The 19,951-nt window shown below is 69.0% G+C and carries 23 protein-coding genes and 1 tRNA gene; 12 read left to right on the top strand and 12 right to left on the bottom strand.

Annotated features, from left to right (window positions below; genetic code table 11):
• The first annotated feature begins 1 nt into the window (after nt 1).
• From ACE3TL_RS00165 to ACE3TL_RS00175, 3 genes are read left to right on the top strand one after another with little or no spacing between them, the layout of a single operon-like run.
• A complete protein-coding gene (locus ACE3TL_RS00165; protein WP_374576635.1) occupies nt 2-814 on the top strand; it encodes an ABC transporter ATP-binding protein in 813 nt (270 codons plus the stop codon).
• Nucleotides 814-1,752: an MlaD family protein gene (locus ACE3TL_RS00170; RefSeq protein ID WP_374576636.1), complete on the top strand. Its 939-nt coding sequence runs from the start codon at nt 814-816 to the stop codon at nt 1,750-1,752. The genes ACE3TL_RS00165 and ACE3TL_RS00170 overlap by 1 nt, the downstream gene beginning before the upstream one ends.
• Entirely contained in the window at nt 1,749-2,375 is a 627-nt protein-coding gene (locus tag ACE3TL_RS00175; protein WP_374576637.1) for an ABC-type transport auxiliary lipoprotein family protein, read from the top strand. Before ACE3TL_RS00170 ends, ACE3TL_RS00175 begins: the two co-directional genes overlap by 4 nt.
• On the opposite strand, the gene folD is transcribed toward ACE3TL_RS00175, so the two are convergent.
• Nucleotides 2,376-3,269, bottom strand: a complete 894-nt coding sequence (gene folD, locus ACE3TL_RS00180; RefSeq protein WP_374576638.1) for a bifunctional methylenetetrahydrofolate dehydrogenase/methenyltetrahydrofolate cyclohydrolase FolD — start codon at nt 3,267-3,269, stop codon at nt 2,376-2,378.
• A 78-nt stretch (nt 3,270-3,347) separates the two neighbouring features.
• Here folD and ACE3TL_RS00185 point away from each other — a divergent pair, with 78 nt between their 5' ends.
• A complete protein-coding gene (locus ACE3TL_RS00185) occupies nt 3,348-3,755 on the top strand; it encodes a low affinity iron permease family protein (RefSeq protein WP_374576639.1) in 408 nt (135 codons plus the stop codon).
• On the opposite strand, the gene ACE3TL_RS00190 is transcribed toward ACE3TL_RS00185, so the two are convergent.
• From ACE3TL_RS00190 to ACE3TL_RS00200, 3 genes are read right to left on the bottom strand one after another with little or no spacing between them, the layout of a single operon-like run.
• Complete coding sequence (locus ACE3TL_RS00190; protein ID WP_374576640.1) at nt 3,752-4,201, bottom strand: NUDIX domain-containing protein; 450 nt, start codon at nt 4,199-4,201, stop codon at nt 3,752-3,754. The genes ACE3TL_RS00185 and ACE3TL_RS00190 overlap by 4 nt on opposite strands.
• 4 nt (nt 4,202-4,205) lie before the next feature.
• Entirely contained in the window at nt 4,206-5,213 is a 1,008-nt protein-coding gene (locus tag ACE3TL_RS00195) for a S1/P1 Nuclease (protein ID WP_374576641.1), read from the bottom strand.
• Between the two features lie 10 nt (nt 5,214-5,223).
• Nucleotides 5,224-5,805 (bottom strand): glutathione S-transferase family protein, encoded by a 582-nt coding sequence (locus tag ACE3TL_RS00200; RefSeq protein ID WP_374576642.1) that lies wholly within the window; start codon nt 5,803-5,805, stop codon nt 5,224-5,226.
• 170 nt (nt 5,806-5,975) lie between these two features.
• On the opposite strand from ACE3TL_RS00200, the gene ACE3TL_RS00205 reads away from it, so the two are divergent.
• The 3 genes from ACE3TL_RS00205 to ACE3TL_RS00215 all read left to right on the top strand — a co-directional run bounded on the left by ACE3TL_RS00205 (nt 5,976) and on the right by ACE3TL_RS00215 (nt 8,755).
• Entirely contained in the window at nt 5,976-6,461 is a 486-nt protein-coding gene (locus ACE3TL_RS00205; RefSeq protein WP_374576643.1) for a 3D domain-containing protein, read from the top strand.
• Between the two features lie 280 nt (nt 6,462-6,741).
• Nucleotides 6,742-7,254 carry an AAA family ATPase gene (locus ACE3TL_RS00210; RefSeq protein WP_374576644.1) on the top strand — a complete coding sequence of 171 codons (513 nt, stop codon included), beginning with the start codon at nt 6,742-6,744 and terminating at the stop codon, nt 7,252-7,254.
• 109 nt (nt 7,255-7,363) lie between these two features.
• Nucleotides 7,364-8,755 (top strand): sensor histidine kinase, encoded by a 1,392-nt coding sequence (locus ACE3TL_RS00215; RefSeq protein ID WP_374576645.1) that lies wholly within the window; start codon nt 7,364-7,366, stop codon nt 8,753-8,755.
• A gap of 194 nt (nt 8,756-8,949) precedes the next feature.
• Here ACE3TL_RS00215 and ACE3TL_RS00220 read toward each other — a convergent pair whose 3' ends face one another.
• The 6 genes from ACE3TL_RS00220 to cobA are packed head-to-tail and all read right to left on the bottom strand — an operon-like array spanning nt 8,950 to nt 13,917.
• The gene (locus ACE3TL_RS00220) at nt 8,950-9,774 is read right to left on the bottom strand and encodes a ferredoxin--NADP reductase (protein WP_374576646.1); all 825 of its coding nucleotides are present in this window, start codon (nt 9,772-9,774) and stop codon (nt 8,950-8,952) included.
• A gap of 45 nt (nt 9,775-9,819) precedes the next feature.
• Nucleotides 9,820-10,557, bottom strand: coding sequence for a phosphoadenylyl-sulfate reductase (locus ACE3TL_RS00225; protein WP_374576647.1), 738 nt, complete (start codon nt 10,555-10,557; stop codon nt 9,820-9,822).
• A 6-nt stretch (nt 10,558-10,563) separates the two neighbouring features.
• Nucleotides 10,564-11,064: a DUF934 domain-containing protein gene (locus ACE3TL_RS00230; RefSeq protein WP_374576648.1), complete on the bottom strand. Its 501-nt coding sequence runs from the start codon at nt 11,062-11,064 to the stop codon at nt 10,564-10,566.
• Nucleotides 11,048-12,703 (bottom strand): nitrite/sulfite reductase, encoded by a 1,656-nt coding sequence (locus ACE3TL_RS00235; RefSeq protein ID WP_374576649.1) that lies wholly within the window; start codon nt 12,701-12,703, stop codon nt 11,048-11,050. The genes ACE3TL_RS00230 and ACE3TL_RS00235 overlap by 17 nt, the downstream gene beginning before the upstream one ends.
• 12 nt (nt 12,704-12,715) lie before the next feature.
• Entirely contained in the window at nt 12,716-13,072 is a 357-nt protein-coding gene (locus ACE3TL_RS00240; RefSeq protein WP_374576650.1) for a DUF2849 domain-containing protein, read from the bottom strand.
• Nucleotides 13,069-13,917, bottom strand: a complete 849-nt coding sequence (cobA, locus tag ACE3TL_RS00245) for a uroporphyrinogen-III C-methyltransferase (RefSeq protein ID WP_374576651.1) — start codon at nt 13,915-13,917, stop codon at nt 13,069-13,071. The genes ACE3TL_RS00240 and cobA overlap by 4 nt, the downstream gene beginning before the upstream one ends.
• 177 nt (nt 13,918-14,094) lie before the next feature.
• Here cobA and gcvA point away from each other — a divergent pair, with 177 nt between their 5' ends.
• Nucleotides 14,095-15,051: a transcriptional regulator GcvA gene (gcvA, locus tag ACE3TL_RS00250; RefSeq protein WP_374576652.1), complete on the top strand. Its 957-nt coding sequence runs from the start codon at nt 14,095-14,097 to the stop codon at nt 15,049-15,051.
• 12 nt (nt 15,052-15,063) lie between these two features.
• Entirely contained in the window at nt 15,064-15,396 is a 333-nt protein-coding gene (locus ACE3TL_RS00255; protein WP_374576653.1) for a chorismate mutase, read from the top strand.
• On the opposite strand, the gene ACE3TL_RS00260 is transcribed toward ACE3TL_RS00255, so the two are convergent.
• Nucleotides 15,369-15,719: an Hpt domain-containing protein gene (locus tag ACE3TL_RS00260; protein ID WP_374576654.1), complete on the bottom strand. Its 351-nt coding sequence runs from the start codon at nt 15,717-15,719 to the stop codon at nt 15,369-15,371. The two genes, ACE3TL_RS00255 and ACE3TL_RS00260, sit on opposite strands and share 28 nt — an antisense overlap.
• 94 nt (nt 15,720-15,813) lie before the next feature.
• Between ACE3TL_RS00260 and ACE3TL_RS00265 the strand changes: the two genes are divergently transcribed.
• Nucleotides 15,814-15,889, top strand: a tRNA-Lys gene (locus ACE3TL_RS00265).
• 323 nt (nt 15,890-16,212) lie between these two features.
• Nucleotides 16,213-16,827 (top strand): hypothetical protein, encoded by a 615-nt coding sequence (locus tag ACE3TL_RS00270; RefSeq protein ID WP_374576655.1) that lies wholly within the window; start codon nt 16,213-16,215, stop codon nt 16,825-16,827.
• 122 nt (nt 16,828-16,949) lie between these two features.
• Here ACE3TL_RS00270 and ACE3TL_RS00275 read toward each other — a convergent pair whose 3' ends face one another.
• Nucleotides 16,950-17,942 carry a hypothetical protein gene (locus tag ACE3TL_RS00275; RefSeq protein WP_374576656.1) on the bottom strand — a complete coding sequence of 331 codons (993 nt, stop codon included), beginning with the start codon at nt 17,940-17,942 and terminating at the stop codon, nt 16,950-16,952.
• Between the two features lie 178 nt (nt 17,943-18,120).
• Between ACE3TL_RS00275 and ACE3TL_RS00280 the strand changes: the two genes are divergently transcribed.
• Complete coding sequence (locus ACE3TL_RS00280) at nt 18,121-19,950, top strand: alpha/beta fold hydrolase (RefSeq protein WP_374576657.1); 1,830 nt, start codon at nt 18,121-18,123, stop codon at nt 19,948-19,950.
• Nucleotide 19,951: the final 1 nt, after the last annotated feature.

The following is a 19,951-nucleotide window of genomic DNA, read 5'->3' on the forward strand; positions in this document are numbered from 1 at the left end:
GGTGAGTGACGTCATCGACATCGACGACGCCCAGGGCCCGGCGATCGAGGTGCGCGGGCTGCGCACGCAGTTCGGCGACCATATCGTGCACGAGAACCTCGACCTCGACGTGCGGCGGGGCGAGGTGCTGGGCGTGGTCGGCGGCTCGGGCAGCGGCAAGTCGGTGTTGCTGAACACCATCATCGGCCTGCGCCAGCCGGACGCCGGCTCGGTGCGTGTGCTCGGCCAGGACATCCAGCGCACCTCGCGCCGCCGCTGGTCGGACATCGAACGCTCGTGGGGCGTGCTTTTCCAACAGGGCGCGCTCTTCTCCAACCTCACGGTCCGCGAGAACGTCGCTACGCCGATGTACGAACACACCAACCTGCCGCGCCGGGCCGTCGAGGAACTGTCCGATCTGAAGATCGCCCTGGTCGGACTGCGCCGCGGCGCCGGCGACCTGAAGCCGTCGGAACTGTCGGGCGGCATGCGCAAGCGCGCGGCCCTGGCGCGGGCGCTTGCGCTCGATCCCCAGCTCCTGTTTCTCGACGAACCGACCGCTGGGCTCGACCCGATCGGCGCCGGCGCGTTCGATGAGCTGATCCGCGATCTGTCGGACAGCCTCGACCTGACGGTGTTCATGATCACCCACGACCTCGACACCCTCTATACGATCACCGACCGCGTAGCCGTTCTGGCCGACAAGCACGTGATCGCGACCGCTCCGGTCCAGGAGCTGGAACGCTCCGAGCATCCCTGGGTCCGTGAATATTTCCTTGGTCCGCGTGGCCGCGCCGCAGCGGCGGCCGCCAAGAAAGCCGGGACGACAGCCTGATGGAAAAAGACGCCAACTACGCCCTCGTCGGATTCTCGACCCTGTTGCTGGTGACCGGCCTGATCATCTTTTCCGTCTGGCTGGCGCGCCTGCAGTTCACCCAGGACTACGACCAATACGACATCGTCTTTCAGGGACCGGTCCGCGGCCTGAGCCAAGGGGGCGAGGTTCATTTCAACGGCATCAAGGTCGGCGAGGTGACGAAAATCCAGCTCGACCACGACGACCCCAACCGCGTCATCGCCCGCGCGCGCGTCACCTCCGACGTGCCGATCCGCGTGGATTCCTATGCGACGCTGGAGCCCCAGGGCATCACCGGCATCAACTATGTCCAGATCACCGCCGGCAGCCCCAGCAAGCAGTTGCTGAAGGACACCGTGGGGCCGGGCAAGGTCCCCAAGCTGCGCACCCAGCGCAGTACGCTCTCGGACCTGCTGGAAGGCGGCGGCACGGTGCTGACCCGCACGGTGGAGGCGCTGGACCGCGTCAACCGCGTGCTCTCCGACCAGAACATCAAGGTGGTCTCCGCCGCCATCGCCGACACCCAGGCGGTCACGGCCGAGCTGCGCGAGCGCAAGGCCATGATCGGCGACGCGCAGAAGGCGCTGCAGAGCATCGACCAGGCCGCCGCCCAGATCGCAGAGCTCAGCAAGTCGAGCCAGAACCTCGTCGACACCGACGGGCGGCGCACGCTCAAGAACCTGGCGGACGCTTCCGAACAGGCCCAGGTCGCAGCCAAGGACGTGCGCGTCATCGTCGGCCGTCTGGACGGCCCGACGCGCGAATTCGCCTCCAGCGGCCTGCCGCAGCTCACCGCCGCGGTCCAGACGTTGCAGCAGACCGCCGAGTCGCTGGACCGCCTGATCCGCGACGTCGAAGCCAATCCCCGCGGTCTGGCGACCAAGGCCCCCGCGGAAGAGATCAAGGTCAAGCCATGAACGCCCTGCCCCGCCTCCTGCGCATCGCGACCATCGGCGCGCTGGCCGCCTGTCTCGCCGGCTGCATCTCGCTGTTTCCGAACGACAAACCCGCCCAGCTCTACCGCTTCGACGGCGCGCCGACAGCCGCCGAGACTGGCGGGCTGGTCGAGGCGCAGTTTGGGATCGCCCGGACCGGCGGCGGCTTCGTCCAGGCCGCATCCGGCGACCGCATCCTGACCATGACCGGCGCCAAGGCGGCCTATATCGCCGGCGCCCGGTGGGTCTCGCCCGCCGCGGTGCTGTTCCAGGAGGCGCTGTCGCGCGCCTTCGAGCGGGCAGGCGGCCCGGCCCGGCTGCTGCAACGCGGCGAGGTCGGCAGGGCGGACTATCAGCTCCGGGTCGACGTGACCCGCTTCGAGACGGCCTATGATCGCGGGGATCGCGCCGCGCCGAAGGTGACCGTCGAGCTGCGCGCGACCCTGACCAACGCCGACCGCAGCTTCACCGCCGTCCAGCCGTTCCGCTCGGAGGTCCGCGCTTCGGGCAACCGGGTGTCGGCTATCGTGGACGCCTACGATCAGGCGGTCGGCCAGACCCTGGGCGAACTGACCGCCTGGGCCAACAACCGAGGCGCCGGCTGATCAGGCGATCCCGGCGATCCGCTTGGCCGCGGTCACGGTGTTCTGCAGCAGGCAGGCGACGGTCATCAGCCCGACCCCGCCCGGAACCGGGGTGATCGCGCCGGCGACGGCCAGGGCTTCCTTGTAGGCCACGTCGCCGACCAGCTTGGTCTTGCCCTGGGCGGCCTTGACCGGGTCGCGGAACGGCACGCGATTGATGCCGACATCGATCACCGTCGCGCCCGGCTTGATCCAGTCGCCCTTGATCATCTGCGGCCGGCCGACCGCGGCGACCAGGATGTCGGCCTCGCGGCAGACCGCAGGCAGGTCCTGGGTCCGCGAGTGAGCGATGGTGACCGTGCAGTCTGCCCCCAGCAGCAACTGCGCCACCGGCTTGCCCACCAGCACCGAGCGGCCCACCACGACCGCCCGCTTGCCGGCAAGGTCGCCGACCGTCTGGCGCAACATGATCATGCATCCGAGCGGCGTGCAGGGGATCAGGGCCGGCAGGCCCTGGGCCAGCCGGCCAGCGTTGACCACGTGCAGGCCGTCGACGTCCTTGGCCGGGTCGATGGTCTCGATGACCGCCTTCTCGTCCAGGCCCTTGGGCAGCGGCAATTGGACGAGGATGCCGTGGATCTTCGGATCGGCGTTGAGCTGACGGACCAGGGCCAGCAGTTCCTCCTGTCTCGTCTCTGCCGGCAGGCGGTGGGTCGCCGAATGCATGCCGGCGGCCAGGGAATGTTCGCCCTTGGAGCGCACATAGACCTGGCTGGCCGGGTCCTCGCCCACCAGCACCACCGCCAGGCCAGGCTGCAGGCCGTGCCTGGCCTTCAGTTCAGCGACCTCCGCCGCCACCTCGGCGCGCAGGCGCTCGGCCGTGACCTTGCCGTCGATGATCTGGGCCTGGGGCATGGGCTCTCCTGCGGATCGGAACTGGCTCCGCCACTACTCGTTCAGCCTGCGCCGCGCAATGCGGCCAGGAGCGCGTCGATGAGCAGTTTCACCCAGGCCTTCACTCGCTTCGCCACCGCCACCGCGCGCTGGACGGGACGGCCGCTGGTGTTCGTCGCCTGTTGCGCCCTGGTGATTCTCTGGGCGGTCTCGGGACCGCTGTTCGGATTTTCCGACACCTGGCAGCTCGTCATCAACACCTCGACGACGATCATTACCTTCCTCATGGTGTTCCTGATTCAGAACACTCAGAACCGCGACAACAACGCCCTGCACGCCAAGCTGGACGAATTGATCCGCGTGACGGAAGCGCATAACTCGTTCATCGGCATAGAGAATTTGGCCGACGAGCAGTTGGAGGCGATCCTGGCCGAGCTGGACGAGCAGTCCACGGAGCTCCGGGAGGCGAGCGGCGGGCGGCCGTCCGCGCAGCGCAGGAGCGCCTAGCGACGCAGCCAGGCCGCGAGCGCCCAAGCCTGGGAATCGTGGCGAAGGGCGGCGAGGGCCTCATGCGGGGCCAGCCAGACCAGCGTATGGTCGTCCTCGACCTTCAGGGACGCATCTTCCCCAACCAGATCGAGCACATAGAAGCTGCTACGATTGTTCCAGGGCACGCCCTCGGACCCGATGAAGAACTGGTCGGCCAGGGTCAGCGGCTCGCGCACGGCGACCTTCAGACCGGTCTCCTCGCCGAACTCGCGGACCACGGCGAGCTCCGGCGTCTCGCCTTCGTCGACCCCGCCGCCGGGCAGGTCGAAATAGGCCGGAACGGCAGGTTTGACGATACGAACCACAGCAACCTGCCCGTCGCGGACCAGCACGCCGAAGGCCGCGGGGCGGTCGCGATAGACCTTGTCGGGCCGCCGCTCGCCGAACTGAGGAACAGCCCGCACCGCCCTAGTCCTTGCCATACAAGAAATCGTAGGGGTCCGCCTTGCCCGCCAGCACGTCCTCGACCTTGAGGACGGGCCAGCCGACATTACTCGTCGCGCTCATCTTCCAGGCGATGACGATCAGGTTTCGCAGCTCCGAAGCGCCGGCCGCGATGCGGTCGGTCGTGAAGGCCACGCCCTGCGCATTTCCGTCCGAAAGGCCGCCGGCCTTTTCGAGGTCGTAGAGAGGCGCGACCAAAGCGCTTGTTTTCAGGAGATATTCCGTCGTGCGCCGCTCCAGCGAGGTGTCCTGGACGTCGAGCGGCGACATGGCTTTCGTCACATCGGCAGGTTTCACATTGGCAAAGACGAAATCGCCCTCGAACGGCCCATGTATCTTGCCGGTCGTGTAGCCGTTCGGGTTCGGATAGTCGCCCCAGCCGTTGTAGTGGACCGTGACGTGCAGCGGCTGGGCGCCGTCGCCGACGAAGTGCGACAGCTCGCCGATGGTCCGCAGGATCTGCGCCTGGCGGCGGGCGAGGTCCTGGGCGTACCAGGCGCGGCGCGCGCGGTTGCGCTCGTGGGCGCGGGCGTAGGTCAGGACGCGCCAGTAGGCGAAGTCCTTGGTGAGCTGCTGGCGGCGGTCGATGATCGAATAGGGCAGATAGCCGGCCTTCCAGCTATCGAGCCCGGCCGACTGCAACGCCTTTTCATAGTCGGCGCGGGTGGCCGGCAGCGGCAGGAAGGGCGGGCCGCCCAGCAGTTTGCCTTCGTCGTCCAGGTCGAGGAAGTGCGCGGAATCGCGGTTGTGGTCGTGGACCTTGCCCGCCCCCTTGGAGCGGTCCTCCTCGCGCGAGAGCTCGCCCACGTCGCGGACCGCGGCGGGCTGGCGCAGGAAGGCCGGGACCTCGGCCGGCAGGGCGGCCATGGCCGCCTCCCCCACCATCCGGTGGCCCGATGCGCCCCAGGCCAGGGCCTGGACCGGCAAGGCGAGCGAGAGGGCGGCGACGGCCGCGAGCAGACGGGCTTTCATGGCGCCCGGTTTAGGCGATCTTGAGCGCCGCCTCCACCCGCTTCACCCAGGCCTGCACGTTCGGATAGCGGCCAAGGTCGAAGCCGCCCTCGGGCGCCAGGCGCGTATAGGCGACGAGCGCGACGTCGGCGAGGCTGGGCGCCGCCCCGACCAGATAGGCCGAGCCCAACAGCCCGTCCTCCAGCCGCTGGAGCGCGGCGTTTCCCCGCTCCACCAGCCGGGTCTCCAGCTCGGAGACCGGCTTGCCCATGTAACGCACCTGGAAGCGGGCCACGGCCACATAGGGCTCATGACTATACTGCTCCCAGAACATCCATTCGAACATGCGGGCGCGTTCGTACGCATCCCGGGGAATGAGAGCCGAGCCCTCAGCCAGATGCAGGATGATCGCGTTCGACTGCGACAGCACCCGGCCGTCGTCCAGCACCACGACGGGAACCTGACCGGCGGGATTCATCGCCAGGAACCGGGGCGTCCGCGACTCGCCCTTGAGGATGTCGACCTCGATCCAAGCGTAGGGAACACCCAGGACATCGGCCACCCACTTCACTTTCAGGCAGTTTCCAGAGATCGAATCTCCGTAGATGCGCATGGTCCCGATCCCCTTTTTCGCAAGGGGTTGATAGCGGCTGCGAAGGGTTCCCGAAAGCGACTGCGCTCAAACGTCGCCGTTCGCCGAACGTCACGAGGGGTTGATCCGCCGTTCTGAGTCCGGGTAGGAAGTCCGCCGCTGACAAGATCAACGACGAAGGAGCCGCCGTCATGCGACGTCGCCTCGCCGCCCTTGCCGCCCTGCCTTTGTTCCTTGGGCTCTCGCACAGCGCGCAAGCTGCGCCACCGAAAGACCCCATCGGCGATCTGATCGTCTCGGCCCTGACCGGCGCCCTGCCCGGCACGCCCGAGTTCAGTGTCCGGGCCACGCTGTACCACGCCGGCGCCAAGGGCGTGGGCGCGCTCGACTCGCTGGGATGCCGCGTCGTGGCGATGCGCACGGTCGCGGTCGACACCAAGGTGATCCCGCGCCGCACCCGGCTGTTCATCAAGGAAACGGTCGGCCTGCCGATGCCCGACGGCACGGCCCACGACGGCTACTGGTACGCCACCGACACCGGCGGAGCGATCAAGGGCCAGAAGATCGACCTGTTCACCGGCCACGGCTCGTCGTCCATGAAGCCGCTGCTGGCGCTGAACCTCGCTAGACTGACGGTCGCCACCGCTGGCGAGTTCAAGGGCTGCCCGCCGGCCTAGGGGCGCCGACCAAGGCGAACCGACCCATGACACGAAGGACCCCAGCCCTCCAGCGACACGGGTTCGATGGTCGAAAGTTCTCCGACGACCTCCGATAGCCTCTCCGCAGCCAGGTGTTCGGCGTGCTCGCGCTGGCTGAACCGCGCGACCGTTACGGGCGGCCGATAGGGCAAGTCGCTTCGCAACTCATCGGCTAGCGACCCTAGATAGAGTGGGTTGCGATTTCGCTCGCGCCTGCAATCGCCAACATGGCGGTCCTCCTGCACGAGGGAATTCAACCATGGCCATATGCAAGCCCAATTTCTTCCTGCTCACGGGCGGGCCCGGCGTGGGCAAGACGACGCTCATCGAGGAACTTCGGCGGCGCGGCGAGCGCGTGGTCGAGGAAACCCATCGCAGGATCATCCGCGAGGCGCGCGCGCGAAGCGGAAGCGTCTGGCTGGGAACGCTAGCCGCGCGGGAGGACATCGCCCAGTTCGGAGCGATGGCGCAGGTGCAGGCGCGGGTCTTCTTCGACCGCGGCGTCATCGACAGTCTGACCGACACCGCGCCGGACTGGATGTGGGCGGCCGCCAGACGGTTGCGCTACAATGAGTTGGTCTTCGTCCCTGCGCCATGGCCCGAGATCTACGTCCAGGACGCCGAGCGGCGACAAACCTTCAGGGATTGCCTGAAGACCCATGCGACCATTGTCCAACGTTTGAACGAGCTAGGCTATCGGCCCGTCGAGGTCCCACGGGCGACTCCAGTCGAACGGGCGGACTTCGTGCTGGCCGTCGCCGCCAACGCCTGAAATCTCACGACGCAGCCTTCGGGTTGTCGCCGCCCGCCAGGAGGGGTCATATGGCGACCGGGTTGGACAACGGCGGGCGCCGGGCGTGGTCGGCGAAGTAGATCTGCAGATGTCTTCGCTGTCGGCGGTGCTGACGGCGTTGAAACAGGCGCCGCTGGGCGTGGCGATCTTCGACCGCCAGATGCGCTATCTGGCGGCCTCGGCCCGTTTCCTGACCGAACAGGGCCTGCCGGGCGACACGCCGCTGGTCGGGCGGCTGCACTACGAAGTCTTTCCCGAAGTCCCGCAGCGCTGGCGCGACATCCACGCCCGCGCTCTGCTGGACGGGGCCGAGCAGAGCCACGAGGCCGATCCCTACACCGGTCCCGACGGCCGCCAGGAATGGGTGCGCTGGTCGTTGCGGCCGTGGCGGGAGGACGACGGCCAGATCGGCGGGCTGGTGCTCTACACCGAATACGTCACCTCGGCGGTGGAGGCGCGGGTGCGGCTGGAGGCGGCCGAGGCGCGTTATCGGGCAGTGTTCGACCAGGCGGCGGTGGGCGTGGCCCGGGTCTCGCCGACAGGCCAGCTTCTCGAGATCAACGACCGCTTCTGCGCGATGATGGGCTATGGGCGCGAGGAGCTGAGCGCCCTGACCTTCCATACCATCACCCATCCGGACGACATCGAGGGCAACCTTGCCTATACGCGGGCGCTGCTGGCCGGGGAGATCGACACCTACGCGCTCGAAAAGCGCTATGTGACCAAGCTGGGCGAGGTGCTGTGGATCAGCCTGACCGTCTCGCTGGTGCGCGATGCGGCCGGGCGGCCGGACTATTTCGTCTCGATCGTCGAGGACATCGGCGCACGCAAGCGGGCCGAGGCCGAGCAGGCCCGCCACCAGGATCAGATGCGCCTGCTCATCAACGAGCTGAACCATCGAGTGAAGAACACCCTGGCCACGGTGCAGTCGATGGCCTCGCAAACCCTGCGCGGCGCCACGGACCCGGCGCAGGTCTACGAGAAGCTGGAGGCGCGGCTCATGGGCCTGTCACAGGCCCATGACGTGCTGACCCGCGAGCGCTGGCACGGGGCGGACCTGCGCGAAGTGGCCGAGCGGGCGCTAGCGCCGTTCGATTCCACGCCTGGAACGGTGCGGGTGTCGGGGCCGAACGTCTGGCTGCCGCCGGCGCCGGCCCTGACCATGGCGCTGATCTTCCATGAGCTGGCGACCAATGCGGTGAAGTATGGAGCGCTGTCCTGCGCGGGCGGCCATGTGGACCTGGCCTGGTCGCTGACCGAGGACGGCCAGGCATGGACGCTGACCTGGGCCGAGTCCGGAGGCCCGCCAACCGAGCCGCCGACCCGCAAGGGCTTCGGCACGCGCCTGATCGAACGGGGGCTGAGCGGCGAACTGCGCGGTTCGGCCAGCGCCGCCTATCGGCCTGACGGCGTGACCTGGACAATGCGCGCCCAAACGGCGCCGCGGGCCGATGCGGTCAATGTCTTCGACGAGGCGTGAGCGGCGGCTCGGTCCAAGACCACAGGCGAGATACGCTGGCGGGCGCATCGTCCTGGAAAGCGCGCAGCGCTTGTCCGAGGTCCATGAGCACTTCGGCTTTCAGGCTCTTGCACCGCCAAGACGGCCCCTGAACCGCATGTGTTCATAGGTCCCGGCCTTGCTTCGCAAACCGGGGGACACCCTCATGGAAGGGCTCAGGTCTCGACGAAGGCGCGTTCGAGGACGTAGTCGCCGGGGCTGGCCAGGGAGCCTTCGACATAGCCGCGGCTTTCCAGCAGCACCTTGAGATCGGCCAGCACCGAGGGGCCGCCGCAGAGCATCAGGCGGTCGACGGCCGGGTCGAGCGGCGGCAGGCCGAGGTCTTCGAAGATCTTGCCCGAGGCGATCAGGTCGGTGATGCGGCCGCGGGTCTTGAACTCCTCGCGCGTGACGGTCGGATAGTAGCGCAGCTTGCCGCCGATCACTTCGGAGAGGACCTGATCATTGGCCAGCTCGTGCTCGAAGAGGTCGCGATAGTTCAGGTCGGCGACGGCGCGCACCGTATGGGTGACGATCACCTCGTCGAACCGATCGTAGACTTCAGGGTCGCGGGCCAGGGAGAGCCAGGGGGCCAGGCCCGTGCCGGTGCCGAGCATATAGAGCCGCTTGCCGGGCTTGAGGCCGTCCAGCACCAGGGTTCCGGTCGGCTTGCGGCCGATCAGCACCTGATCGCCCACCTTGATCTTCTGAAGGCGCGAGGTCAGCGGGCCATCCTGGACCTTGATCGAGTAGAATTCGAGTTCGTCGTGCCAGGCCGGCGAGGCGATCGAATAGGCGCGCACCAGCGGCTTGCCGTCGACCTCCAGCCCGACCATCACGAACTGGCCGCTGGTGAAGCGCAGGCCGGGGTCGCGCGTGGTGCGGAACGAGAACAGCTCGTCCGTCCAGTGTTGAACCCAGGTGACGGTCTCGTAGTAGAAGGCCCCGGCCTTCTTCGCCGGAGCGGGAGCCGGCGCGGCCGGTGCGGTCACTTCAGTCATTACGCGTCTCTAGCTGAGAGTAGTTCGCATGTCAGCAGGCGGCGACTAGATGTCGCCGCCCACATTGGCGACGGCGCCAGGGGCGCGGGCGACGTGGATGCCGCATTCGGTCTTGTCCTGGCCGGCCCAGCGGCCAGCGCGGACGTCCTGGCCCTCCTCCACCGGATTGGTGCAGGGCCAGCAGCCGATGGACGGAAAGCCCTGGGCGACCAGCGGATGGGCCGGCAGATCGTGCTCGGCCATATAGGCGTCGAGCTCGGCCTTGCCCCAGTTGGCCAGGGGGTTGAACTTCACCTGGCCGTCGGCCTGTTCGACCACCGGCAGGGAGAGGCGGTCGCCGCCGTGGAAGCGCTTGCGCCCGGTGATCCAGGCGTCGAAGTCGGCCAGGGCGCGGTCCAGCGGCAGCACCTTGCGCACATTGCAGCAAGCGTCGGTGTCGGTCTGCCAGAGCTTGGCGTTGGGATCGGCGACGGCCAGGTCGTTATAGAGCGGGCGCAGGTCGCGCACGTCGGTCAGGCCGAGCCGGGCGGCGAGGGTCTTCCGATAGTCGAGGGTCTGGCCGAACAGCATGCCGGTGTCGAGGAACAGCACCGGCGCGTCGGGCTTCAGCCGCGAGATCATGTGCAGCAGCACCGCCGACTCCGCCCCGAAGGAGGAGACCAGGGCCAGCTTGTCCCCGAAGGCCTCGATCGCCGATTCCAGCACGGTGGCGGGATGGGCGTGCCGCAGTTCCGCATCCAGGCGGACCGCCAGGGAGGGACGCTCGATCTGATCGAAGGCCATGATCGACTACTCCGCGCGCGCCACGAAGGCCGGCTCGCGCGTGTCGGCCGCGCGCTGATAGACGTGGGTGAAGCGCCGGGTGGCGGCCAGCCATTCGTCGGGACCGGAGTCGTCGGCCGGCTCGAAGGCGTCGAAGCCGCAGCGGACCATGAACATCGCCTGTTCGCGCAGGACGTCGCCCACCGCCCTCACCTCGCCCCGATAGTCGAAGCGCTCGCGCAGCAGGCGGGCGTTGGTGTAGTGGCGGCCGTCGCGGAACTTCGGGAAGGCGAGCGCCACCACCGCGATGCGCGGCAGGTCGTAGGCCAGCCCCTCGATCTCCTCGCCCGCCTCGACGCGGACGCCGACGGCGCGGCCTTCCGACAGCAGGCGGTCGCCCTCGGCCTGGAACCGGGTCAGGGAGATGATCAGGTCCCCGCTGGGCAGCGGCTCTTCGTCGGCGACCTGGGTGAAGCGGTCGTTGGCCAGGCTGGCCTGGCCCTGGTGCAGCTTAATGAGCTTCGGCATAGACGGCCTCCTTGAACGGGGCCACGCCCGTCCGGCGATAGGTGTCGAGAAAGCGTTCGTCGTCCTTGCGCTCGCGCAGATAGACCCCGACGATCTGTTCAACGGCCTCGGCGACCTTGCCCGCCGGCAAGGCCGGGCCCAGCATCTGGCCGAGGGCGGCGTCGCCCTCCCCCGATCCGCCCAGCGTGACCTGGTAGAATTCCTCGCCCTTCTTATCGACGCCGAGGATGCCGATATTGCCGACGTGGTGGTGGCCGCAGGCGTTGATGCAGCCGGAAATCTTCACCCGCAGCTCGCCCACCTCCTCGGCCAGGGCCGGGTCGGCGAAGCGTTCGGCGATCTGCTGGGCCACCGGAATGGCGCGGGCGTTGGCCAGCGCGCAGTAGTCCAGCCCCGGACAGGCGATGATGTCGGACACCAGGTCGATATTGGGCGTGGCCAGTCGGGCGGCGGCCAGGGCGTCGTAGACGGCCGGCAGGTCGTCCAGCTTCACGTGCGGCAGCAGCAGGTTCTGCTGGTAGTTCACGCGGATCTCGTCCTGGGAGTAGCGCTCGCCCAGGTTGGCGACGACCTCCATCTGCTCGGAGTTGATGTCGCCGGGGGTTTCGCCCGGCTCCTTCAGCGAGACGTCGACGATCGCATAGCCGGGCGCCTTGTGCGGATGCACGTTGCGCCGCAGGAAGCGGGCGAAGGCCGGGTCGGCCGCCTTGCGCGCCTCGAGCGCCTCCGAAGCGGCCGGCAGGGTGTCGAAGGTTCCGGCGAAGCTGGCGCGGATGCGGGCCAGCTCGTGGTCGGGCAGGTCGACGCGGCTGTGGTCGGACTTGCCCCACTCCTCCTCGACCTGGCGAGCGAACTCCTCGGCGCCCAGCGAGGCGACCAGCACCTTGATCCGGGCCTTCCAGATGTTGTCGCGCCGGCCGTGGCGATTATAGACCCGCAGGATCGCCTCCAGATAGGAGAGCAGGTGGCGGGTGGGCAGGAACTCGCGGATCGTGGCGGCCAGGTAGGGCGTGCGGCCCAGGCCCCCGCCGACCATCACCTCGAAGCCCAGCTCGCCATCGCGGCCGCGGCGCATGGCCAGGCCGATGTCGTAGATGCGCGTCGCCGCCCGGTCCTTGGCCGCAGCGGTCACCGCGATCTTGAACTTGCGCGGCAGGAAGCTGAATTCCGGGTGCAGGGTCGACCACTGGCGGATCGCCTCGGACCACACCCGCGGATCGTCCAGCTCGTCGGCGGTGGCGCCGGCATAGGGGTCGGCGGTGATGTTGCGGATGACGTTGCCCGAGGTCTGCATCGAGTGCATCTCGACCTCGGCCAGATGGTCGAGGATTTCCGGGGCGTCCTTCAGCTTGATCCAGTGGAGCTGGAGGTTGGTGCGGGTGGTGAAGTGGCCATAGCCGTTGTCGTAGGTGCGGGCGATGAAGGCCAGCTTGCGCAGCTTGGTCGAGGTCAGGGTCCCGTAGGGGATGGCGATCCGCAGCATGTAGGCGTGGAGCTGCAGATAAAGGCCGTTCATCAGCCGGATCGGCTTGAACTGATCCTCGGTGATCTCGCCGGCCAGGCGGCGGGCGACCTGCTGGCGGAACTCCAGGGCCCGGTCGGCCAGGAATTCCTTGTCGAGGGTGTCGTAACGATACATGCGCTTCCCCTGTCAGCGCTTGATAAGCTTGACGCGGCCGCTGGAGCGGGCGGCGCCTGCGGCGTTCTGCAGGGCTTCGATGGCGCTGCCGCCCTCGGCCTGCTTGCCGTGATGAGGATGGTTGGTGGGCCCGAGCGCGCGGACGCGCTCGCGGAAGCTGAGCGGCGCCCAGAGGCCGCTGCTTTCCACCAGGTCGATCAGATAGGGATCGACGACCACGGTCCGCTGGGTCTTGGCCTCGGCTTCGGCCGCTTCGGCGGCCGCGGCGTCGTCGAACAGGTCGGCGTCGGCGAAGCGCGCGACCCAGGCGCCGGCCTTCCAGAAGACGACTTCGCCGTCGGTGAGGCGATTTCCGGTCAGGGCTTTCATTTCACACGCAGCTCGAGGTTCGATGTGGCGGCGAGGCCTTCGATCGCCGGGGTGGAGGCGAGCGCGAGGCTCATGGCCTCGCCGACGATCAGCAACGCCGGACCGTGCACGCTTTCGGCCGCCGCCGGCAGGCCGGCGAGCGTGGTGACGATGCGGCGCTCGTCGGCGCGGCTGGCGTTCTCGACCACCAGGGCCGGGGTCGAGCCGGCGCGGCCCGCGCCGATCAGCCGCGCGGCGATCCCCGCGGCGGTGGAGACGCCCATATAGATGACGACGGTCTGGTTGACCTTGGCCAGGCTCTCCCAGTCGAGATCGGGCTCGGCGCCCGAGGCGGCGTGGCCGGTGACGAAGGTGACCGCCTGGGCCGCGCCACGATGGGTGAGCGGCGCGCCCGCATTGGCGCCGGCCGCCAGGGCGGCGGTGACGCCGGGGACCACGTGGCATTCGACGCCCGCCTCGCGGCAGGCCTCCAGCTCCTCGCCGCCGCGGCCGAAGATGAAGGGATCGCCGCCCTTCAGGCGCACGACGTTCAGGCCCTCCTGGGCGAAGGCCACGAGCATGCGGTTGATCTCGCCCTGGGCGTAGGAATGGCGCGACTTGCGCTTGGCGACGCTGATGCGGCGGGCGGCGGACGGGGCGAGGTCGAGAATCTCGCCCGAGACCAGGCCGTCGTGGACCACCACGTCGGCGCGTTGCAGCGCCTTCAGCGCCTTGATGGTCAGCAGCTCGGGATCGCCGGGGCCGGCGCCCACCAGCCAGACCTCGCCCGCGCGGCGCGGGCCACGCGCGCCGCCCAGGACGACGAGACCTCTCGCCGGCTGATTTTCGGGCTTGCGGTTGCGCATCGTCTTTAGCTTCTCTAAACGCCGCCCTTGAAACTCAAGAGCGGGACGGACCTGGGCCCGCCCCGCTGTTTATCCGCCGACGAAAAGGGCCAATACCTCGGCGAACGGTTGCAAACTGGTCTTCGAGCGGCCAATTCGCAACCCAAGGACTTCTGCCGCGGGTGTCAGGAAATCTCGATGGAGCGCACGACCGAACGCCGACGCCTGCCGCCGCTGAACGCCTTGCGCGCGTTCGAGGCGGCCGCGCGGCACCTGAATTTCTCCAGGGCGGCGGACGAGCTGTCGGTGACCCCCGGCGCGGTCAGCCAGCAGATCCAGAACCTGGAGGACTATGTCGGCGCGGCGCTGTTCAAGCGCACGCCCAAGGGGCTGTTGCTGACCGACGCGGCCCAGACCGCCCTGCCCGCTCTGCGCGAAGCCTTCGATCGGCTGGCCGAGGCCGCCTCGATGCTGACCGCGGCGGTGGACGGGCGGCGCCTGACCCTGACGGCCGCCCCGTCGTTCGCCGCCAAGTGGCTGGTGCCGCGGCTGGGCCGGTTCGAGGAGTTGCACCCGCAGGTGGACGTGTGGCTGTCGGCGGGGCTGGAGCTGGTCGACCTGACCGCCGGCGAGGTGGACGTGGCGATCCGCTACGGCGCCGGGCGCTATCCGGGGCTGGAGGTGCGCCGGCTGATCGGCGAGACGGTGATCCCGGTGCTGTCGCCCGAACTGGCCGCCACGACGCCGCTGAACACGCCGGCGGACCTCTCGGGCCACATCCTGCTGCATGACGGCTCGCCCGAGCCGGACGATTCCTGCCCCGACTGGACCATGTGGCTGGCGGCCCGCGGCCTGCGCGGCATAGACGGGGCGCGCGGCCCGCGCTTCAACCAGTCGAGCCTAGTGATCGAGGCCGCCGTGAACGGCCGCGGCGTGGCGCTGGCCAAGCGCACCCTGGCCCAGGCCGACCTAGACGCCGGCCGGCTGGTGGCTCCGCTGCAGATCGCCACCGCCGTCGACTTCGCCTATTACGTGGTCCACCCGAAGGCCAAGGGGCGGCTGCCGCAGGTCAAGGCCTTCATCAACTGGATCGCCGCCGAGGCCGAAGCGCACGAGGCGGCGCTGAGAGCCCTGGACAACGGGGCCGGGATTTAGTCCTAAGCGCCCATGAACATCGTTGTAGACGAGCGGCCGCTGCCGGCCGACTGCGAAACCATGCTCGAGGTCCGCAAGGGCGTCGACGCCCTGGACCGCGCCCTGGTGCTGCTGCTGGCCGAGCGCCAGCGCTATATGGACGCCGCCGCCCGCATCAAGGGCGAGCGCCATACCGTGCTGGACACCGCGCGGATCGAAGACGTGGTGGACAAGGTCAAGGCCGCCGCCCGCGCCGCCGGGCTGTCGGAAGAGATCGCCGAACCGGTCTGGCGCACCCTGATCGACCGATGCATCGCCTACGAGTTCGGCGTCTGGGATCAGCTTCGCGGCGTGCGCAGGGACTGAAGCGCGCGCTCGTGCGCATAGGCCGCCACGTCGGCCAGGGCGATGTCCAGGGCATCGCGCACCGCATCTATGCCGCCGGGCCCTTCGGACTCGGCGCGCACGCACGCATCGCCAAGCTGGAAGGCGCCGATTCCGCGCGCCGCGCCCTTGATGGTGTGGACCGCGTCGCGCCACCCCTCCCCGGCCGGGTCGAGCAGGGCCGACCAGATCGCCGCCTGTTCGCGGAACAGGGTCAGCACCTCGTCGATCACCTCCCCATCGCCGGCGGTGAAGCTCTCAAGATATTGAAAATCAACGGCTCCGGTGAGGTCGCGCCTCGCCATGAAAATTCCCCCAAACAGCCCCTTGCTTTCGGTCAGGCTTCAAGTATGTTCCGCGCCCTTGCCGCCGGGCAACGCAAGGCCACGGTGACGAGACGGGTGTATAGCTCAGTTGGTAGAGCAGCTGACTCTTAATCAGCGGGTCCAAGGTTCGAATCCTTGTACACCCACCATTCATTCTCCCGCCAACGTGGCGTGATTTTTCTCTCCGCGAGTACCTTCAGGACGTCCGCGACAGGCGGCCATCTATCCCTGCGCCGGGCTCTCCGGGAGCCGCAATCACCATCCTCCCGCGAACCGAGACGTCGTTAACCGCCCGAGCGACGAACGTGACCTCGATCAGCCTTGATGCAGGATGAAGCCATGGCGATCCTGCAGAGGGTGAGCCGAGAATTCGACCGCAAGAATGGGACAAAGGTGTCTAAGTACCTGGACGGGGGCCTAGCAAAAGGTACGCCTTCCGCGTCCCCGCCTTTCCCATAGTGGAGCTTCATCCTTGCCCTCTGCAGGCCCGCCCGTCCAGCGCTGGCTATGGTACGACACCGAGACGGCCGACTGTGTCTCGCTGGATCGAACATCTTATGTCGAAACCATCTTTGATGGTCGACCCGTTCCGCTTCCGAAATGGGCCTGCAGAGCGCCCGATGGCGGCCTTCACAAGAACGCCGACCTCCTCGCGCTGGATGTGAATATCACCGAAGCGCCTAACACCCGCGATGAACTTAGCTGGACGTGCAACTATACTGTCCATCTACTTGCACATAGCTGGCTCGACGAGATTCGTGATCTCATCGACGAAGAGCGGATTGGGCTCGGCGTGCTCCGCCAGAGCGGCGAAGTCGTCGCGGGATGGTCGACGATTCATGAGCGTCGGCCGCCGCTTCTCCTAGCCACTGAGGGACATGTGAAGACCTGTCCCATCTGCGGCGGTTCCTACACGGTTCTTCATGGACGAGAGTACTTCTCCGATCCCGCGGTGATCGGGAGACCGCTCATCGTCAACAGCAATGGCCTGTTCGTCCGCGAAGACATCGCTAGAAGCCGACGTCTACGGACGCCCCGCGGGGCGTTCGAACCGGCGGTGGTCGAATTCGAACCTTCAGGCGTGTAGACGACGCCAGCGGCCGGGTTTCTCGTTCGGCGAGTTCGTCGGAGGGGGCGAGCGACCTATCCGAGCTGGAGGCTCGCCCCCTCCATTCGCCCGCGGGCGACCCCCCCGCCGCGGGCGAGGCGTCAGCGCCGGGCGCGCGCCAACTCGTCGACCGCCACCTGGTTTTGCAGGGCCAGGGCCTGCAGGGCCAAGCGCGTATAGGCTTCCGGATCGACCTCGAAGCGGCCCACGGCCGAAGCGTGCGAGGCGTAGCCGAGGCGGTTGTCCCAGGTGTCGACCGCGCGGCCTCCGGCCAGGGTGGAGACGGCGGGGCCGCGCCCCGAGCTGACCGATCCGAACGCCCCCGGCGCCTCGAGCGAGCCGTCGACCTTGTATTCCATGAAGCCGCCGTGCTGGCCGACGCGGACGCGCCAGGGCTCCATCGAGAACCCGCCGATTACCGGGCCGCCGTGGATCTTCGGCTCGAAGGACGCCTGCGCGCCGCGGGCGACGATGGCCATGGGGCCGCCGCCGGAAGCCTTCACATAGGCGTAGTTAACGGTGAAGCGCGGCGCGACCATGGTGGCGTCGAGCGACCGCGTCATACTGCGGACCGGCCCGAGATTGACCGGCATGGCGGTCTCCGGCCAGGAGCCGAGGCCGGTGGGATGCACCAGGGCGTAGGCCTGGCGGGCGCCGAGATTACCCATGGACTGGATCTCGATGTCGCCGGAGCCGGCCTTGAGCTGGGCTGCGCCGTCGGCGGCGCGCCACTCCTCCTGCGTCACCACCGTGAAGCCCGCAGCGGTCAGCCGTTCGATGAAGTCGGCATAGGCGCGGTCGGTGATCGCCTGGATCAGTTCGGGCTCGGCGCCGCTGAGCACCGTTTCGGCGCTGGCCGTGGTGTCGGTGGTCCGCGCGCGCGCTCCGGCGCTGACCATGAACGAAACGCGGTAGGAGGGCACGAACACCCGCGGGCGCACCTTGTCCCCGGCCAGCACGTTGCGGGTGAATTTCGCCGGCGGCGGGGATGGAAGCACGATCGGCGCATCGAGCGCCGCCGGACGCTCGGCCGCCGCCACGTCGCCCGCCATGACCACCGCCGCCAGCGCCGCCGCGCTCTTCGACCACTTCATCGTCCACCCTCCAGATCGAACTGCAGGGTGGAATCTGCAAAGGGCGCGGGGACGCCGCATCCCCGCATTGGATACCTGCGCCGACATCGCAGGAACGCCTGGACCTGCGTCCGTTGTGGCCGAGACGCCCCGAGCAAGGCTAAGCTGGCCGCCCCCGCAGGCCTGAAGAGTCTTCCTGGTGCAACGCCCACACGATCGCAGCTCGGCGCTCGAGGCCGAGCGCTTCTTCGAGCTTTGGGAGCGGCTGGAAGACGAGCTGGAAACCCGGGGCGGCGCAGGACTCGAGGCGATCCGGCAAGCCCACGAAGAGCCGTTCGCATGCCGCCCGCTGGCCCCGAGCTGGGGCCTGGCCGCGGCGGTCTTCGTCGGCGAACGCCCGATCTGGATCGGGCCTGCGTGGCGCGGCCTGTTCGGCGAGCCCCAGGGGGGCCTGCCCGCCATCGCCTTGCGCCCGCCCAGGACGGCGATCGCCTATGCGCCCCTGCCCGATCGGCGGGGCCAGCCGGTGCTGACCGCATTCGCCAGGGCGCCCGTCGCCAGCGCCTGGCCGGTCGCGAGCGCATGGCGCGAGACGGCGGGGGCCGACCGGAACGGCGCGGTGATCGCCATGGCCTTCGCCCCGACCAGGATGGGCGGCTTTGCGGACTTCGCCGCCCGCGTGCACGGGCTGAGCAGCGCCGAGCACGACCTCTTGGAGCAACTGGTCGCGTCCCGCGACTTGGAAACGGCGGCGGCGCGGCTGGGCATACTGGAGGCGGCGGCCCGCAAGCGCGTCCGCGGCCTGCTTCGGCGCACCGGGGCGCCGCGGCGCGCAGCGCTGCTGGCCCGCCTCACCCAGCTCGTGGCCGATGAGAGCGTCTGCGACTGGGCGCGGGAGGTCGGCCTGCGCCGCGCCCTGGGGCTTTCGCCCGCCGAGATGCGCCTGACCCACGCCCTGGCCGAGGGCCGCCCCCTGCCCGAGGCCGCCGCCGCGCTCGGCCTCAGCATCCATACGGTGCGCGACCAGGCGCGGGCGCTGCTGGCGCGGACCGGACTGACGCGCATGGCCGACCTGCCGCGATACCTGGCCGAAGCCCGCGCCCTGACCGCCTTCGCCGAAGCCGACGAGACCGGCCGCTCGGACCGGGAGGGGCTGCTGGGCGCAACGCGGATCTTCCACGCCCAGGGCCGCCAGATCGCAGCCGCAGACTTCGGTCCGCCGCAGGGCGACCCGGTGCTGTTCGTGCACGGCGGGATGGGATCGCGCCGGGTGGCCCAGCGCCTGCGGGAGGCGTTGCAGAAGCGGGGCCTGCGGCCGATCGGCGTCGACCGGCCGGGGTTCGGCCTCACCGATTTCACCTCGGACGGAACCGCGCCGTTCGCGGCGGCCGCCGACGACATGGCCCGGGTGCTGGACCAGATTGGCGTCGAGCAGGTGCGCCTGCTGTCGCGCGACGGCGGCGCGCCGGCCGCGCTCGCCTTCGCCGCGCGCCATCCGGGCCGCATCCTGGCCGGGGTGCTCATCTCGCCGCGCCATCCCCGAGCCGCGCCGCCGGGCCTGAAGATGATCGACGGCTGGGTCAGGATGGGCGCCGAGCGGCCGGGCGCCATCGTGGCGGTCTATGGCCTCTTGCGGCGCAAGGCCGGGGTGCGGCTCACCGAAACCCTGATGACGCGCCTGTTCGCCCGCCATCCGGCCGACGCGGCCCTGATCGCCGATCCGGCCTGGCGGCACGCCGCCGTCGCCGAACTCCTGACCTGCGGCGCCAGGACCGCCGCGGGGCTCAACGCCGAGCAGACCGCCTATCCGGACTGGAAGCCGCCGCCGCTCGCCGGGCCGGCGCCCTGGACGGTGGTGTCCGGCGCGCTCGATCCGCTCTGGGGCGCGGCAAGCGACGAAGACCCCTGGCGCGACCTTCCAGGCCTGCGTCACGTCAGGTTGGAGGGCGGCGGCCGGTTCATCCAGGACACCCACGCCGACGAGATCGCCGCGCTGATCGACGACCGCGGAAGCCGGCGCCTTCGCTAGG

It is taken from the genome of Phenylobacterium sp. (assembly GCF_041920015.1).
Taxonomy (GTDB): Bacteria; Pseudomonadota; Alphaproteobacteria; order Caulobacterales; family Caulobacteraceae; genus Phenylobacterium.

Excerpts from the sequence above, each read along its gene's own strand:
- ACE3TL_RS00210 (WP_374576644.1), top strand. The coding sequence starts at position 6,742 with ATGGCCATATGCAAGCCCAATTTCTTCCTGCTCACGGGCGGGCCCGGC.
- ACE3TL_RS00170 (WP_374576636.1), top strand. The coding sequence starts at position 814 with ATGGAAAAAGACGCCAACTACGCCCTCGTCGGATTCTCGACCCTGTTG.
- ACE3TL_RS00230 (WP_374576648.1), bottom strand. The coding sequence starts at position 11,064 with ATGCCGAAGCTCATTAAGCTGCACCAGGGCCAGGCCAGCCTGGCCAAC.
- ACE3TL_RS00215 (WP_374576645.1), top strand. The coding sequence starts at position 7,364 with ATGTCTTCGCTGTCGGCGGTGCTGACGGCGTTGAAACAGGCGCCGCTG.
- ACE3TL_RS00175 (WP_374576637.1), top strand. The coding sequence starts at position 1,749 with ATGAACGCCCTGCCCCGCCTCCTGCGCATCGCGACCATCGGCGCGCTG.
- ACE3TL_RS00275 (WP_374576656.1), bottom strand. The coding sequence starts at position 17,942 with ATGAAGTGGTCGAAGAGCGCGGCGGCGCTGGCGGCGGTGGTCATGGCG.
- ACE3TL_RS00205 (WP_374576643.1), top strand. The coding sequence starts at position 5,976 with ATGCGACGTCGCCTCGCCGCCCTTGCCGCCCTGCCTTTGTTCCTTGGG.
- ACE3TL_RS00195 (WP_374576641.1), bottom strand. The coding sequence starts at position 5,213 with ATGAAAGCCCGTCTGCTCGCGGCCGTCGCCGCCCTCTCGCTCGCCTTG.
- gcvA (WP_374576652.1), top strand. The coding sequence starts at position 14,095 with ATGGAGCGCACGACCGAACGCCGACGCCTGCCGCCGCTGAACGCCTTG.
- ACE3TL_RS00185 (WP_374576639.1), top strand. The coding sequence starts at position 3,348 with ATGAGCAGTTTCACCCAGGCCTTCACTCGCTTCGCCACCGCCACCGCG.
- ACE3TL_RS00220 (WP_374576646.1), bottom strand. The coding sequence starts at position 9,774 with ATGACTGAAGTGACCGCACCGGCCGCGCCGGCTCCCGCTCCGGCGAAG.
- ACE3TL_RS00235 (WP_374576649.1), bottom strand. The coding sequence starts at position 12,703 with ATGTATCGTTACGACACCCTCGACAAGGAATTCCTGGCCGACCGGGCC.
- ACE3TL_RS00225 (WP_374576647.1), bottom strand. The coding sequence starts at position 10,557 with ATGGCCTTCGATCAGATCGAGCGTCCCTCCCTGGCGGTCCGCCTGGAT.
- ACE3TL_RS00255 (WP_374576653.1), top strand. The coding sequence starts at position 15,064 with ATGAACATCGTTGTAGACGAGCGGCCGCTGCCGGCCGACTGCGAAACC.
- ACE3TL_RS00200 (WP_374576642.1), bottom strand. The coding sequence starts at position 5,805 with ATGCGCATCTACGGAGATTCGATCTCTGGAAACTGCCTGAAAGTGAAG.
- ACE3TL_RS00240 (WP_374576650.1), bottom strand. The coding sequence starts at position 13,072 with ATGAAAGCCCTGACCGGAAATCGCCTCACCGACGGCGAAGTCGTCTTC.
- cobA (WP_374576651.1), bottom strand. The coding sequence starts at position 13,917 with ATGCGCAACCGCAAGCCCGAAAATCAGCCGGCGAGAGGTCTCGTCGTC.
- folD (WP_374576638.1), bottom strand. The coding sequence starts at position 3,269 with ATGCCCCAGGCCCAGATCATCGACGGCAAGGTCACGGCCGAGCGCCTG.
- ACE3TL_RS00260 (WP_374576654.1), bottom strand. The coding sequence starts at position 15,719 with ATGGCGAGGCGCGACCTCACCGGAGCCGTTGATTTTCAATATCTTGAG.